General features: G+C 60.3%; 15 protein-coding genes. 8 read left to right on the top strand and 7 right to left on the bottom strand.

The window, feature by feature from the left end; all coding sequences use genetic code 11:
* Positions 1–175 precede the first annotated feature (175 nt).
* The 6 genes from AC1D35_RS09020 (at position 176) to AC1D35_RS08995 (ending at position 4,744) form a co-directional block, all read left to right on the top strand.
* A complete protein-coding gene (locus AC1D35_RS09020; RefSeq protein ID WP_113301431.1) occupies positions 176–949 on the top strand; it encodes a transporter substrate-binding domain-containing protein in 774 nt (257 codons plus the stop codon).
* A gap of 113 nt (positions 950–1,062) precedes the next feature.
* Positions 1,063–1,869, top strand: a complete 807-nt coding sequence (locus AC1D35_RS09015) for an ABC transporter permease (protein ID WP_113301430.1) — start codon at positions 1,063–1,065, stop codon at positions 1,867–1,869.
* Positions 1,866–2,696, top strand: coding sequence for an ABC transporter permease (locus tag AC1D35_RS09010; RefSeq protein WP_477938529.1), 831 nt, complete (start codon positions 1,866–1,868; stop codon positions 2,694–2,696). Before AC1D35_RS09015 ends, AC1D35_RS09010 begins: the two co-directional genes overlap by 4 nt.
* 162 nt (positions 2,697–2,858) lie before the next feature.
* A complete protein-coding gene (locus AC1D35_RS09005; protein WP_113301428.1) occupies positions 2,859–3,125 on the top strand; it encodes an usg protein in 267 nt (88 codons plus the stop codon).
* Between the two features lie 43 nt (positions 3,126–3,168).
* Complete coding sequence (locus AC1D35_RS09000; protein ID WP_113308411.1) at positions 3,169–3,990, top strand: class I SAM-dependent DNA methyltransferase; 822 nt, start codon at positions 3,169–3,171, stop codon at positions 3,988–3,990.
* A 70-nt stretch (positions 3,991–4,060) separates the two neighbouring features.
* On the top strand, positions 4,061–4,744 hold the full coding sequence (locus AC1D35_RS08995) for a glutathione S-transferase family protein (protein WP_113308393.1): 684 nt from the start codon (positions 4,061–4,063) through the stop codon (positions 4,742–4,744).
* 15 nt (positions 4,745–4,759) lie between these two features.
* Here the strand turns inward: AC1D35_RS08995 and maiA are convergent, their stop codons facing one another.
* The 5 genes from maiA to AC1D35_RS08970 all read right to left on the bottom strand — a co-directional run bounded on the left by maiA (position 4,760) and on the right by AC1D35_RS08970 (position 9,633).
* Positions 4,760–5,410 carry a maleylacetoacetate isomerase gene (maiA, locus tag AC1D35_RS08990; RefSeq protein WP_113507683.1) on the bottom strand — a complete coding sequence of 217 codons (651 nt, stop codon included), beginning with the start codon at positions 5,408–5,410 and terminating at the stop codon, positions 4,760–4,762.
* A gap of 150 nt (positions 5,411–5,560) precedes the next feature.
* A complete protein-coding gene (locus AC1D35_RS08985; protein ID WP_477855279.1) occupies positions 5,561–6,382 on the bottom strand; it encodes an ABC transporter ATP-binding protein in 822 nt (273 codons plus the stop codon).
* 10 nt (positions 6,383–6,392) lie between these two features.
* Positions 6,393–7,244: an aliphatic sulfonate ABC transporter permease SsuC gene (gene ssuC, locus AC1D35_RS08980; RefSeq protein WP_477835252.1), complete on the bottom strand. Its 852-nt coding sequence runs from the start codon at positions 7,242–7,244 to the stop codon at positions 6,393–6,395.
* A 40-nt stretch (positions 7,245–7,284) separates the two neighbouring features.
* Entirely contained in the window at positions 7,285–8,460 is a 1,176-nt protein-coding gene (gene ssuD / locus AC1D35_RS08975; RefSeq protein WP_115034912.1) for an FMNH2-dependent alkanesulfonate monooxygenase, read from the bottom strand.
* Positions 8,461–8,667: 207 nt separating this feature from the next.
* A complete protein-coding gene (locus tag AC1D35_RS08970) occupies positions 8,668–9,633 on the bottom strand; it encodes an aliphatic sulfonate ABC transporter substrate-binding protein (protein ID WP_113301422.1) in 966 nt (321 codons plus the stop codon).
* A 264-nt stretch (positions 9,634–9,897) separates the two neighbouring features.
* On the opposite strand from AC1D35_RS08970, the gene AC1D35_RS08965 reads away from it, so the two are divergent.
* The gene (locus tag AC1D35_RS08965) at positions 9,898–10,767 is read left to right on the top strand and encodes an NAD(P)-dependent oxidoreductase (protein WP_477855277.1); all 870 of its coding nucleotides are present in this window, start codon (positions 9,898–9,900) and stop codon (positions 10,765–10,767) included.
* A 13-nt stretch (positions 10,768–10,780) separates the two neighbouring features.
* Positions 10,781–11,494, top strand: a complete 714-nt coding sequence (locus AC1D35_RS08960; protein ID WP_477938528.1) for a DNA alkylation repair protein — start codon at positions 10,781–10,783, stop codon at positions 11,492–11,494.
* Here AC1D35_RS08960 and AC1D35_RS08955 read toward each other — a convergent pair.
* Together AC1D35_RS08955 and AC1D35_RS08950 are read right to left on the bottom strand one after the other, a co-directional pair.
* The gene (locus AC1D35_RS08955) at positions 11,463–12,395 is read right to left on the bottom strand and encodes a LysR substrate-binding domain-containing protein (protein WP_113301419.1); all 933 of its coding nucleotides are present in this window, start codon (positions 12,393–12,395) and stop codon (positions 11,463–11,465) included. The genes AC1D35_RS08960 and AC1D35_RS08955 overlap by 32 nt on opposite strands.
* Before the next feature lie 441 nt (positions 12,396–12,836).
* Positions 12,837–13,061: porin (locus AC1D35_RS08950; protein ID WP_477938527.1), on the bottom strand; the 225-nt coding region annotated here is incomplete at its 5' end.

Here is a 13,061-nt window from a genome sequence, read left to right as displayed (position 1 = left end):
GTCGGGCGGCGTTCATAACGGCCGCAGATTGCAGCGCACAACTGCTCGGGGATTCCTGTTGCATTTTTGCGAAAAAAGGTTTGATTATCGCCGCAAGACGGTGGTGGCACCGTCGAAGTGTGCGGTCTCCGGCGAAAAACAAAAAGACCCGGAGCCACCAACAGAGAGGATCCTCATGCGCATTTCCACCAAGCTCCTTGCTGCTGCCTCGATGGCGGCAATGTCTCTTTTTGCCGGCGCGGCTCTTGCCGACGGCGAAAAATATGTGATCGGCACGGACTCGACTTATCCGCCCTTCGAATTCGTCGACGCCAGTGGCACCATTCAAGGCTTCGATATCGATATCACCAAGGCGCTCTGCGCTGAAATGAAGGCCGACTGCTCCTTCGTGTCCACGGACTGGGACGGCATCATCCCGGCTCTGAACGCCAAGAAGTTCGACATGATCGTCTCTTCCATGTCGATCACGCCCGAGCGCCTCAAGCTCGTCGACTTCTCCAACAAGTATTACAACACCCCGCCGGCAATCGCCGTGCCGAAGGACTCCACGATCACTGATGTTGCCGGCCTCAAGGGCAAGGTGATCGGCGCGCAGACCTCCACGACCCATGCCAACTACGCCGAGAAGCATCTCGCCGACACCGAGCTGAAGCTCTACCCGACGGCTGACGAATATAAGCTCGACGTTTCCAGCGGCCGCGTCGATGCCGTCATCGACGACGTCGTCGTTCTCTCCGAATGGGTCAAGTCCGACGCGGGCTCCTGCTGCAAGATCCTGACGACCCTGCCGGTCGACAAGGAAATCAACGGCAACGGCGCCGGTATCGCCATCCGCAAGGGTGACCCGCTGAAGGAAAAGCTGAACACCGCGATTGCCGCGATCCGCGCCAGCGGCGAGTACAAGAAGATCCAGGAAAAGTACTTCGATTTCGACGTTTACGGCGAATGATAAATTCGCTATCTGGCCGATGAAGATAATGGCGGAAGGCTTGCTCTTCCGCCATTTTTGTTTGACAAAGGTGGCAATATCAAAACGGCAAAAGCCGTGAGGGGAATTCTGGCATGGGCGGATTATTTTCCGCGCTTGGCTCCTTCTGGAGCCTGATTGTGCACATCGTCGATCCACTGTGCGGGCCCGTCGGCATCTTCACCTGGTTAGGTCAGTCGACGATTCTTGCCTGTGGCGATACCGGCTGGGGCGATGAGATCGCACTCGGCCTGCAGGTCACCGTTTCGGTGGCGGTCGTCACCCTGCCGATCGGCCTCGTCATCGGTTTTCTGGTCGCCCTCGGCCAGCAATCGGAAGAAAAGTCGCTGCGGCTTGCGGCCGGCGTCTACACCACGATCTTCCGCGGTCTGCCGGAGCTCCTGACGCTCTTCATCATCTATTACGGCATGCAGATCCTCATCCAGTATCTGCTGGATCTCGCCGGCTATAGTGGTCCGCCGGTCGAAATCAATGCCTTCCTTGCCGGCGTAATCGCACTGTCGGTCGTCTTTTCCGCCTATTGCTCGGAAGTGCTGCTCTCGGCCTTCCGCGCCATTCCCAAAGGGCAGTATGAAGCGGGAGACGCGCTTGGCCTGCACCGTGGTCGTACGCTGCGCCTCATCGTTCTGCCCCAACTCGTGCGCATTGCCCTGCCGGGCCTCACGAACCTCTGGATGGTGCTGCTGAAGGATACGTCCTATGTGTCGATTATCAGCCTTGCGGATATCCTGCGCCAGACGAGCGTCGCAGTGCGCGTGACCAAGGAGCCCTTCTTCTTCTACGGTATTGCCTGCTGTCTCTATCTGGCGCTCGCCATCCTTTCGTCTTTCCTGCTCGTCTATGTCGACCGCTGGGCCAAGCGCTCGGAGGTTCGTCGATGAGCTACGCTGAAACATTGATTCCCCCGCAGCCGGCACCCCGCGCGGTGGCAAAGCCGGTCACGGCCTCACGCCTCGCCGGCAATATATTGGTGGCATTCTGGGCACTGCTTGCCGCACTCCTGGTCTACGCCGTCATCAATGGCTGGGATCCGGAGAAGTTTACCCGCTATGGGCCTCGCTATCTGCACGGCCTGTGGATGACGCTCAGCATCGTGGGCCTTTCCGTCGTCTGCGGCGCAGTCCTGTCGCTGCCGCTCGCCATGGCGCGCATGTCGAAAAACCGCGTGCTGAACTGGCTCGCCTACGGCTACATCTATTTCTTCCGTGGCACGCCGCTGCTGGCCCAGCTCTTCCTGGTCTATTACGGCCTCGGCGCGTTCCGGCCACAGCTGGAATCGGTCGGTCTGTGGTGGTTCTTCCGCGATGCCTGGTTTTGCGGCGTCTTCGCCATGACCATCAATACCGCGGCCTATCAGGCGGAAATCCTGCGCGGCGCCATCGAAAGCGTGCCCCACGGCCAGCATGAGGCGGCGGCTGCCCTCGGCATCCACAAGGCCATCGCCTTCCGCAAGATCGTCCTGCCGCAGGCTTTCATTGTGGCGCTGCGCCCTTATGGCAATGAGATCATCCTGCTCATCAAGGGTTCGGCCGTCGTCGCCATCATCACCGTGCTCGACCTGATGGGCGAGACGCGCTACGCCTTCTCGCGCACCTTCGACTACCAGACCTATCTCTGGGCGGCGATCTTCTATCTCTCCATCGTGGAAGCCTTGCGCCACCTCTGGAACTGGATCGAACGCCGTCTGACGCGCCACCTGAAGCGTTGATGAGGCTTGGCAGCACTCTCCCATTCCTGCTGCCAAGTCATTGAAATCAAAAATAAATAGCTCTTCTATGCGGTATCTGTCAAGCTTCCGTTAACCACGGCGTGATCTCATTTCATACTGCGTTAATAAGCGCTGAGTGGGAACAAGAAGAAGCGAGACAACATGCACAAGGACATGGAAAAGCAGCTTAAGGGTTACGGGCTGACAACGGCACAGATCCTMTATCACATGCCGGATCACCCAGCCTTTCTCCAGACCTATGTCTGGCAGGACTACGACCTCGCCCCGGACTTTCCGGAAATGCGTGGTTTCCTGAAGTTCTGGCAGGAAAAACTGGACGGACCGCTGCATTCGGTGCGCTATATCCACCGCAGGCTCATTTCAGCAACGGAATGGCGCTCCCTTAAGGGCGAATTCATACTGCACTGAAATTGCAGTTGCGATGGTAAGCTGTGGGCTCTACAACGCCCGCATGAACAAAAAGAAGATCGACGAAGACGCTCTCGCGGAAGCCTATAACCGCGCTCTCGAGCTTGAAAAAGCCGGTGATATCGATGCGGCCGTCGAGGCTTATCAGGAAGTCCTGGCAATCGATCCCGACGATCACGGCGGCGCGGCCGTCCGCATTGCTTCCATGGGCCGCGGCGAAACGCCGGTTCGAGCGCCGGACGCTTATGTGGAAACTCTCTTCGATCAGCATGCCGAAGTCTTCGAAGATGTGCTTGTAGAGCAGCTCGGCTATCATGTGCCGATGCTCGTGCGCCAGCGCCTGCAGGATCTGAAGCTCGGCCCCTTCAAGCGCATGCTCGATCTCGGCTGCGGCACGGGCCTCACCGGCAGCGCGCTGAACGATCTCTGCGAGGAGATGATCGGCATCGATATCTCCGAAAACATGGTCGTCATCGCCGACGAGAAGGAAATCTATGAGACGCTCTTCGTCGCCGAGGTCGAGGATTTCCTCGACGACAATGACGAGGACCCCTTCGACCTGATCACCGCCACCGACGTGCTGCCCTATCTCGGCGCGCTGGAGCCGCTGTTTTTCGGCGCAGCCGAGAATATGAATCCCGGTGGCATCTTCATCTTCTCCTCCGAAACCCTGCCCGAAGAGCCGGCTGAAACCCGCTCCTACATGGTCGGTCCGCACCAGCGTTTCATCCATACCGAGACCTATATTCGCGAGCGCCTGGCTGCGACCGGTTTCGAGCTCATCGAGATGATGGTGATCAACGTGCGCATGCAGGAAGGCCTTCCGAGCCCCGGCCATCTGGTGACGGCGCGTTACACGGGCTGAACGTGCCATGTGGCATTTTACGGGCGCCTTGCTAATGTCCTGACCTGATTTTCTCAGGAAAGGTCAACGCATGGCGCTCGTTCTTTACCAGCATCCGCTTGCCTCCTTCTGCCACAAGGTGCTGATCGCCCTCTACGAAAACGGAACGCCCTTCGAAAATCGCTTCGTCGATCTCGCCGACGAACAGTCGAGCGCCGATCTGCTGCGCTTCTGGCCGGTCGGCAAGATTCCCATTTTGCGCGACGAGACGCGCGACAGTACGGTTCCCGAAACCAGCGTCATCGTCGAATATCTGGACCGGCATTATCCCGGCCCGGTATCCCTCGTCCCCGAGGAGACCAATGCCGGCCTGCAGGTTCGCCTCTGGGACCGCTTCTTCGATCTCTATGTGCAGGTGCCGATGCAGAAAATCGTCATCGACCGGATACGCCCGGAAGGGGCGGCCGATCCGCATGGCGTCAATGAAGCGCGCGGCATGCTGTCCCTCGCCTATGACATGGTCGAAAAGCAGATCGACGGAAAAGCCTGGATCACCGGCGACGCCTTCACCATGGCCGATTGCGCCGCAGCCCCGGCCCTCTTCTACGCCCGCACGCTGGTGCCCTTCACCGAAAAACGTCCCGGCCTCGAAGCCTATTACCGCCGCCTGCTGGAGCGCCCCTCCTTCGCCCGAGCATTGAAAGAGGCGCTGCCCTATTTCAAGTTCTACCCCTACAAGGAAAATCTGCCGGACGAGTTCCGGCCGCAGGAATAGCGGGCGCCCGCCTTGCTAGTGAGCGTTCGAGTAGCCGGCCTGCCGAGACGGATGGGCCTGCGCAAATTCCGGAAGGTCGAAACAGCGTCTCCCGAGAGCTGCCAGGGAGGGAAAGGCCGATAGGTCGATCTTGTTGAACTCGGCCAAGACGATCTGGCCGGCGATGCAGATATCGGCAATGCCGGGGGCCCCTCCGAGCGCAAACGGTGCCGGAGGGCGCCGGGTGAGCAGGCGCTCGTAGGTCGCAAGTCCCTCCGTCGTCCAATGCCGGCACCATGTCTCGATCGCGGATGCATCTGCGCCGAATGCCTGGCCGAGATGTTTGCGCACGCGCGGCACGATCAGCGGGTGGGCATCAGCGACGGCAACCAGCGCCAGCGACCGAGCATAGGCTTTCTCCTTGGCATCCTCGGGCATCAGGCGGGGCTGCGGATGGATATCGTCGAGATATTCCATGATCGCCAACGACTGAAAGACGCGATGGCCTTCGTGAACCAGCGTGGGCACGACATGCTCGGCGTTCACTTCGGCATAAGCAGCATCGAACTGACGCCCGGAGAGAATATCGATTTCGATTTCCTCGAAAGGCAGTTTCTTCAGGGCAAGCGCGACGCGGACGCGAAAAGCCGCATTTGAGCGCCAGAAGCCGTAGAGTTGAATGGTCATGGGAGTGATCCGCTCTGATTGAATGCCAGGTCTCGCGATGATGCGGACCTGCCCTTATCTAGCGGATGATCCGCCCTCGCGTCTCGCCTCGTGCCATTGCAGCGACGCAATGTCACTTGCCCGCCTTCCGGAAGGCGACGAATGGCGAGCCTAGTGCCCGCCATCGCTCCCGAGGATCGCCGACAGGAGCCGCCCTTCGAGCTCCGCAAGCGCCGGATTGCCGTGGCGGCGCGGGTGCGGATAGGGAATGGCGAGATCGAGCGCGATGCGCCCCTCCTCCAATACGATCACCCGGTCGGCAAGGTGCACGGCCTCGCTGACATCATGGGTAACGAGCACGGTGGTGCAGCCGAGTTCGCGCCACACACGGTTCAGCAATTGCTGCATGCTGATGCGGGTCAAAGCATCCAGCGCACCGAGCGGTTCATCGAGGGCCAGAATGCCAGGCTTGCTGACGAGCGCGCGGGCCAGCGCCACGCGCTGACGCTGGCCGCCGGAAAGGCGCGCCGGCCATTCGCCGGCCTTTTCGGCAAGCTGCACTTCATCGAGAACGGCTTTTGCTTCCTCGCGCGCCCGCCTCTTCTCGACGCCTTCTCCGAGCCCAACCACGACATTGTCGGCGACACTGAGCCAGGGCAGAAGCCGCGGCTCCTGGAAGACGATACGGGCATTCGGCTGGATCTCGGCGCCATCGGCACCTTCGAAGCTGATCTCTCCACCGGTCGGTTCGTCGAGGCCCATCAGGATGCGCAGCAGCGTGCTCTTGCCGCAGCCGCTCTTGCCGATGACGGCGACAAACTGGCCGGCCGGAATATGCAGGTTGATGCCACGCAATACCCGGTTGGCATCAAAGCTCTTTTCGAGGCCGGAAAGCGTGATCGCTGCGGCGCCTGCGCCTGCCGCTACCGTCGGGCTCTCGGTAAATTCCACCGGTTCGGAAGGATGGAAACGCTCATGCGTGATGACGGTCATGACCTGTCTCCTACTTGGCGTAAGCCGGGTTCCACTTGAGCATCTGGCGCTCCAGTGCACGGGCGACGACATCGGCGAGCTTGCCGAGCACCGCATAGATGACGAGCGCCAGCACCACGACATCGGTCATCATGAATTCGCGGGCATTATTGGCCATATGGCCGATGCCCGCGGAAGCAGCGATCGATTCCGACACGATCAGCGTCAGCCACATGATGCCGAGCGCATAGCGCAGGCCGACGAAGATCGACGGAAGAGCACCGGGAAAGATCACCTTGCGAAACAGTGTCCAGCCGCTCATGCCATAGACCTTGCCCATCTCGATCAGGTCGCGGTCGACATTGCGAACGCCGTGATAGGTGTTGAGATAGACGGGGAAGAGCACGCCGAGCGAGGTGAGGAACAGTTTTGATTCCTCGCCAATTCCGAACCAGAGGATGACGAGCGGGATCATCGCCAGATGCGGAATGGTGCGCAGCATCTGCAATGTCGTATCGGTCAGCTGTTCGGAAAGCTTTGATACGCCGTTGGCGATGCCGAGCAGGAAGCCGATGGAGCCGCCGACCAGCAGACCGGCAAAGGCGCGCGCGCTGCTCACCAGCACGTCTTCAGGCAATTGCCCTGACATCGTCGTCGTCCAGAAGGCCGAGGCGACATCGGCCGGCGATGGCATGATGCGCGAGGAAATCCAGCCGAGAGAACAGCCGATCTGCCAGAGCGCGATGATCGCAACCGGCACCAGATAGGGCAACAACCTGTCGCGGCCGGGCAGCGGCAGGTGGAAACCTGCCCTGCCCCCACCTGCCTTGGGCTTGCCGGCTTCAGCGGCAACTCGCGCAAACGGCGTATCGAAAGTCGACATGGATGATATCCTCGCGCTTTGGTTCAGAGCAATTCCGGCATCAGGAGCCGGAAACGACCTTCAGGTTGCCGCCATGGCTGCCGCCGGCAAAGACCTTCTTGCGGCCGAACTCATTGTTGAAGCTCAGGCGCTGTGCGTCCCGCTCGATGCCGAGTTCCGGGAAGAGCAGTTCGGCTACGCGATAGGCCTCTTCCAGATGCGGATAGCCGGAGCCGATGACCGTATCGATGCCGACCTCCTGATATTCCCTGAGGCGCGCAGCAACCGTCTTCGGCGAGCCGACGAGCGCAGTACCCGCACCGGCGCGCACCAGACCGATACCGGCCCAGAGGTTCGGAGACACTTCGAGCTTGTCGCGGCGCCCGCCATGGAGCGCTGCCATGCGCTTCTGGCCGACGGAGTCGGACTCCTTGACGAAGCGCTCCTGCGCCTCGGCGATCGTCTCGTCATCGAGATGGCGGATCAGGCGATCGGCTGCCTCCCATGCTTCCTCGTCCGTCTCGCGGACGATGAAATGCAGGCGGATGCCGAAGGAAACGTCACGGCCCTTGCCGGCGGCAGCGGCACGCACCTTCTGAACCTTTTCGGCAACCTGCGCCGGCGGCTCGCCCCAGGTCAGATACTTGTCGACGCGGCCGACGGCGAAATCGATGCCGGCATCCGAAGAGCCGCCAAAATAGAGCGGCGGGCGCGGCGTCTGCACCGAGGGAAAGCCGAGGCGGGCTTCGGTCGCCTTGATATATTTGCCGTCATAGCTGGCCACGCCCTTTTCGAGCAGCTCTTCGAAGACATGGAAGAACTCGTCGGCATGGGCATAACGCTCGTCATGCTGCAGATGGATGCCGTCGCCGGCAAGCTCGGCCGGGCTGCCGCCGACCACGATGTTGAGCAGCAGGCGGCCGTTGGAGATGCGGTCGAGCGTGGTGGCAAGGCGCGCATAATAGGCGGGCGATGCCGTACCCGGACGGATGGCGACCAGGAACTGCAGCTTCTCGGTCTTGGCAGCCAGCGCCGAGGCCATCACGAAGGATTCCTCGCACGCGACACCCGTCGGCAGCAGCACGCCGGAATAACCGAGACGGTCCACCGCCTGGGCGATCTGCGTCAAATAGCCGATTTCCGGGGCGCGATTGAGATCGGTGGAACCGAGATAGGTGCCGTCACCGGATGTCGGGATGAACCAGAGGAAATTGATCGGGTCGGATGAAGCGGTCATGAGCGCATTCCTTGCTATGGATATCTGAAATCAGCCATTGGGGATATCGTGACATAGGCGACCAATTATATCGACAATATCAATTTGCTATTCTGCCTCGGTCTGGAGAATAATTTTGCCTCGTTCCGCAGCATGGGTATGCTCCCATGCCGCGGCCCGCAGGACCCCGCCCCAAGCTGCAGGAGAGTAAGCTAGCCTGGGCGGCTATCAGCTCGCCTTCGGACGCCAGACGATATCGCCGGTCGTCAGCTTTTTCGGCACGATGCCGAGATTGTAGAACTCGTCGGCAAGCGCCTGCTGATAGGCGGCTGCCGCGTCCGTCACCGTCGTCACGCTGCCGAGATCGGCGCCGGGGCGCTGCAGCGTCACACTCGTCACTTCGGTGGGAACGCCTGTTATTTCCGAGAGCTCCTTGATCGTCGCATCGAGATTGTCCTGCGCCGAACGGCCGACCTTGGCGAGCTCGTCCAGCACATTGACGATGACGGTGCCGTTCTCGTCGGTGAAATCCTTGTTGGCGAGGAAGTAGCTGTAGGAATCGACGATGCCTTCGGCCGTCGTCAGGATGCGTGTATCCGGATCGGCTTCGGCGATGGCGAGATAGGGATCCCAGATCGACCAGGCATCGATGCTGCCGTTCTTGAAGGCAGCGGCCGCATCCGGCGGCGCAAGATCGAGCTGCTCGACATCGTCGGGCTTCAGCCCCGCCTTGCGTAAGACCTTTACCGTTACGTTATGGGCGCTGGAGCCGCGCTTGAAGGCAACCTTCTTGCCCTTCAGATCCTCCAGTGTCTTGATCGGCGAATCCTTGCGCACCAGGATGGCCGAGCCCGCCGGGCTGCCCCTGTAAACGCCGACATAATAGAGCGCACCGCCTGCTGCCTGCGCGAAGAGCGGCGGCACGTCGCCCGTCGCACCGAAATCGAGAGCGCCGGCGCCGAGCGCTTCGAGCAGTGGCGGGCCGGACGTGAATTCCGACCAGCTCACCGTAATCCCCTGATCGGCAAGCCGTTTTTCCAAGGCGCCACGACGCTTGGCGAGTGCCAGTACGCCGTTCTTCTGCCAGCCGATGCGGAATTCGGTGGCGGCGGCGCGGGCCGGCCGAACTGCTGGTAGAATGACGGTCGCGGCAGCGGCCCCGAAAAGCCCGAGCGTCTGTCGACGTGTAATCATCTCTATCCCCATTTTAGTTGGCCGGCGCTGCTGATGCGTCGACCTCTTCGTTTCGATGGGATGATGATGATTTAGTCTATAAGTTAGATCGACAATTAAAATTACCATATTCGCGATCGCTGAAACTTTCCTGACCCCATTTCTTTCGGCTTGGAGAAATTTTGTTCCAAGAGAAGCCGCCTCGCCCCTCCTTGCGGCTTTCCGTCATCAGCCGTTTCCGCTAATCCTCGAAACCAGTCTGCAAGCAGTTACGGAGGACAGCATATGGCGAAAGTCGCTTTCATCGGTCTCGGCGTCATGGGTTTCCCGATGGCGGGGCATCTGAAGACAAAGGGCGGCCACGACGTCACCGTCTATAACCGCACTGCGGAAAAAGCCGCCGCCTGGGTGGAAAAATTCTCCGGCAAGTCCGCCTCGACGCCTGCCGAAGCTGCCGCAGACTGCGATTTCGTCTTCGTCTGCGTCGGTAATGACGAGGATCTGCGCTCGGTAACATCAGGCGAAAACGGCGTGCTCAAGTCTATGAAGCGCGGCTCCGTGCTGATCGACAACACGACGGCGAGCGCCGAAGTCGCCCGCGAACTCTACGAAGCTGCCAAGGCAAAGGGCGTCGACTTCATCGATGCGCCGGTTTCCGGCGGCCAGGCGGGTGCGGAAAACGGCGTACTGACCGTCATGTGCGGCGGCGATGAAGCCGTCTTCGAAATGGCGCGGCCCGTCATCGACGCCTATGCCCGCATGGTCGGCCTAATGGGTCCGGCAGGTTCTGGCCAACTGACCAAGATGATGAACCAGATCTGCATCGCCGGCATCGTGCAGGGCCTTGCCGAAGCCGTGCATTTCGGCAAGCGCGCCGGCCTCGACATCGAAAAAGTGGTCGACGTCATCTCCAAGGGTGCGGCCGGCTCCTGGCAGATGGAAAACCGTCACAAGACCATGAACCAGGGCAAATATGATTTCGGCTTCGCCGTCGACTGGATGCGCAAGGACCTCGGCATCATCTTGACCGAGGCCCGCAGCAATGGCGCCAGGCTGCCGCTGACGGCACTCGTCGACCAGTTCTACGGCGATGTACAGGCGCTCGGCGGTAACAGGTGGGATACGTCCTCGCTGCTCGCCCGCCTCGAAAAATGATCTGGCGTTCCTGATGATCTGCCCTTCTTCGAGCGCAGTAGACCTGATCGAGCATCTGCAGACGCTGCGCTCTGAAGAGAATATCGCCGGCATGGCGCGTTTCGGCATCGTCACGGAAACCGCCATCGGCATCTCCAATCCCGACCTGCAGAAGATTGCCCGGCTGGCGAAGAAGGATCATGTCAGGGCGCTACAGCTGTGGGCAAGCGATATCCGCGAAGCGCGCTTGCTGGCGCTCTATACCTTCGAGCCGAAGAGACTGACGGCCACGGAGGCCCGCACCCTCGCCGCTGATTTCAACTCCTGGGAAATTGTCGATTGCGCCGCCGATCTGTTCGTCGAGGCGAAGCTCGACGCGCTGATCCCGGACTTTGCTGCCGACGAGCGCGAATTCGTCAGGCGAGCCGCTTTCGCCATGATCGCCGGCGCTGCCGTGCACAGGAAGAAGGATCCGGACGAAAGCCTGATTGCCTTCCTGCCGCTGATCGAGACCCACGCGACCGACAACAGAAACTTCGTCCGCAAGGCCGTCAACTGGGCGCTCCGCAATATCGGCAAACGCAGCAGCAYCTGTCATAGGCCTGCCCTCGCCCTTGCCGAGCGCCTTGCCGCAAGCACGGACAAGACCGCCCACTGGATCGGCAAGGATGCGGTCAGGGAATTGACCGGCGAAAAGCTGCTGTCGCGGCTGAACCCTACTGCGCCGCAATCGCCGCATTCGTCGTGACGATCTGATGCTGCTTGGATTTCTCGACGAGGAAATCGATCAGCACGCGCACCGCCGGCGGCATGCCCTTGGTCGTCGTGAAGACGAGATAGAACTGGCTCTCCACCGTCTGCCAGTCCGGCAGCACGCGAACCAGGCGGCCGGTCTGTATGTCAGACGCGCAGGCATGTTCGAGGATCAGCCCGTAGCCTACACCGGCGCGTGCGGCGTCGAGGATCGCCGTCATGCTGCGGCAGGTAAGCCGCGGCTGATGCCGCACGACCTTCTTTTCACCATCGGGTCCGACCAATTCCCAGGTGTGGAAAGACATCCAGGTGGACATGGCAAGCGTCGGTGCATTGCCGAGTTCATCCACACAGCCGAGTTCGCCCATGCGCTCGACAAGCGAGGGACTGGCGACGAGGATGCGGCGCGCCCGGTCGAGCTTGCGCATCGTCAGGCTCGTCTGCGTTTCCGGCTCACTGGCCGCCCGCACTTCGACATCGATGCGCTCATTGATGAGGTCGGTGCGCCGGTCGGAGCCGATGATCTGCAGTTTGATCTTGGGGTAACGCTCCAGAAACTCGGGCAGAACTGCGCCGAGCGAAATATCGACGAGGCCAAGCGGGCACCCCATGCGGACGATCCCCTGCGGATCGGACTGAGCTTCCGTGACGATCGATTTGGCACGATCGGCTTCTCGGAGAATCGTCTGGCACTGTTCGTAGAAGGCCTGGCCGATCTCTGTCACCCGGAAGTGACGTGTGGAGCGTTCGATCAGTCTTGCGCCCAGGCAATCCTCCAGCCGGCTGACGCGCCTGCTGAGTTTTGAACGGGGTATTTTGAGAGTTCTACTTGCGGAAGCAAACCCACCGCTGGAGACGACGGCGGCGTAATAAAAGTAGTCGTTAAGATCGTCCATTATCGAAACCTACCCGACAGCACTAATGAATGCCAGCCTCTGAAAATGCTTATAACGCCTCACCTGTCACGTTACAGTCAAATTAATGGCATCGAATCCGCCAGGATAAAACCTATCCAAACGCGCAGTTTTCCGGAAAAGATCATTCAACGACAGGATGCATATCGCGCAATATGATGTGGCGCGACTAATCAAAGACAACAGGTAGATTCATATTTTAAGTGTGCGTGCGACCAGGGAAAATTCCGAGAAAAGGCCGCTGAAAGATGAAACCGGCGAGCGTGGCGGCGCTCCAAGTCCTATATCCGTTTTTCAGCTGCAAAGGACTGGCCCAGCAGGGAAAACCGGACCAGTCCCTCGTTACTGATCGGAGGTCATTCTGATCAGAAACTCATGGGTTGGAAGACCCCCGGCACGAAGCCGGGGGTTCCGTCGTTCAGATTAGAACGAGCGCTGCAGACGGAAGTAGCCGGTCGTGACGTCGTCGCCATCTTCCGGATCCAGGTACTGGACGGAAGCCTTGGCGTAGAAGTTGTCAACGATCTGGTAGTCAACCGTCAGACCGACCTTCCAAGCATCGCCGAGACCTTCGAAGTCGTCAGCAACACCGGTCGTGACCGGGGTACCGTAGTAGTTGCCGTAGTACTGAACACCAGGGGTGATCTT

The organism is Rhizobium sp. P1_E6 (assembly GCF_056405875.1).
This window is presented reverse-complemented; position numbering and strand designations above follow the sequence as displayed.

Coding starts and splice junctions, on each gene's coding strand:
- AC1D35_RS08970 (WP_113301422.1), bottom strand. CDS start 9,633: ATGATTACACGTCGACAGACGCTCGGGCTTTTCGGGGCCGCTGCCGCG.
- AC1D35_RS08965 (WP_477855277.1), top strand. CDS start 9,898: ATGGCGAAAGTCGCTTTCATCGGTCTCGGCGTCATGGGTTTCCCGATG.
- maiA (WP_113507683.1), bottom strand. CDS start 5,410: ATGACCATTCAACTCTACGGCTTCTGGCGCTCAAATGCGGCTTTTCGC.
- AC1D35_RS09000 (WP_113308411.1), top strand. CDS start 3,169: ATGAACAAAAAGAAGATCGACGAAGACGCTCTCGCGGAAGCCTATAAC.
- ssuD (WP_115034912.1), bottom strand. CDS start 8,460: ATGACCGCTTCATCCGACCCGATCAATTTCCTCTGGTTCATCCCGACA.
- ssuC (WP_477835252.1), bottom strand. CDS start 7,244: ATGTCGACTTTCGATACGCCGTTTGCGCGAGTTGCCGCTGAAGCCGGC.
- AC1D35_RS08955 (WP_113301419.1), bottom strand. CDS start 12,395: ATGGACGATCTTAACGACTACTTTTATTACGCCGCCGTCGTCTCCAGC.
- AC1D35_RS08985 (WP_477855279.1), bottom strand. CDS start 6,382: ATGACCGTCATCACGCATGAGCGTTTCCATCCTTCCGAACCGGTGGAA.
- AC1D35_RS09010 (WP_477938529.1), top strand. CDS start 1,866: ATGAGCTACGCTGAAACATTGATTCCCCCGCAGCCGGCACCCCGCGCG.
- AC1D35_RS09020 (WP_113301431.1), top strand. CDS start 176: ATGCGCATTTCCACCAAGCTCCTTGCTGCTGCCTCGATGGCGGCAATG.
- AC1D35_RS08995 (WP_113308393.1), top strand. CDS start 4,061: ATGGCGCTCGTTCTTTACCAGCATCCGCTTGCCTCCTTCTGCCACAAG.
- AC1D35_RS09015 (WP_113301430.1), top strand. CDS start 1,063: ATGGGCGGATTATTTTCCGCGCTTGGCTCCTTCTGGAGCCTGATTGTG.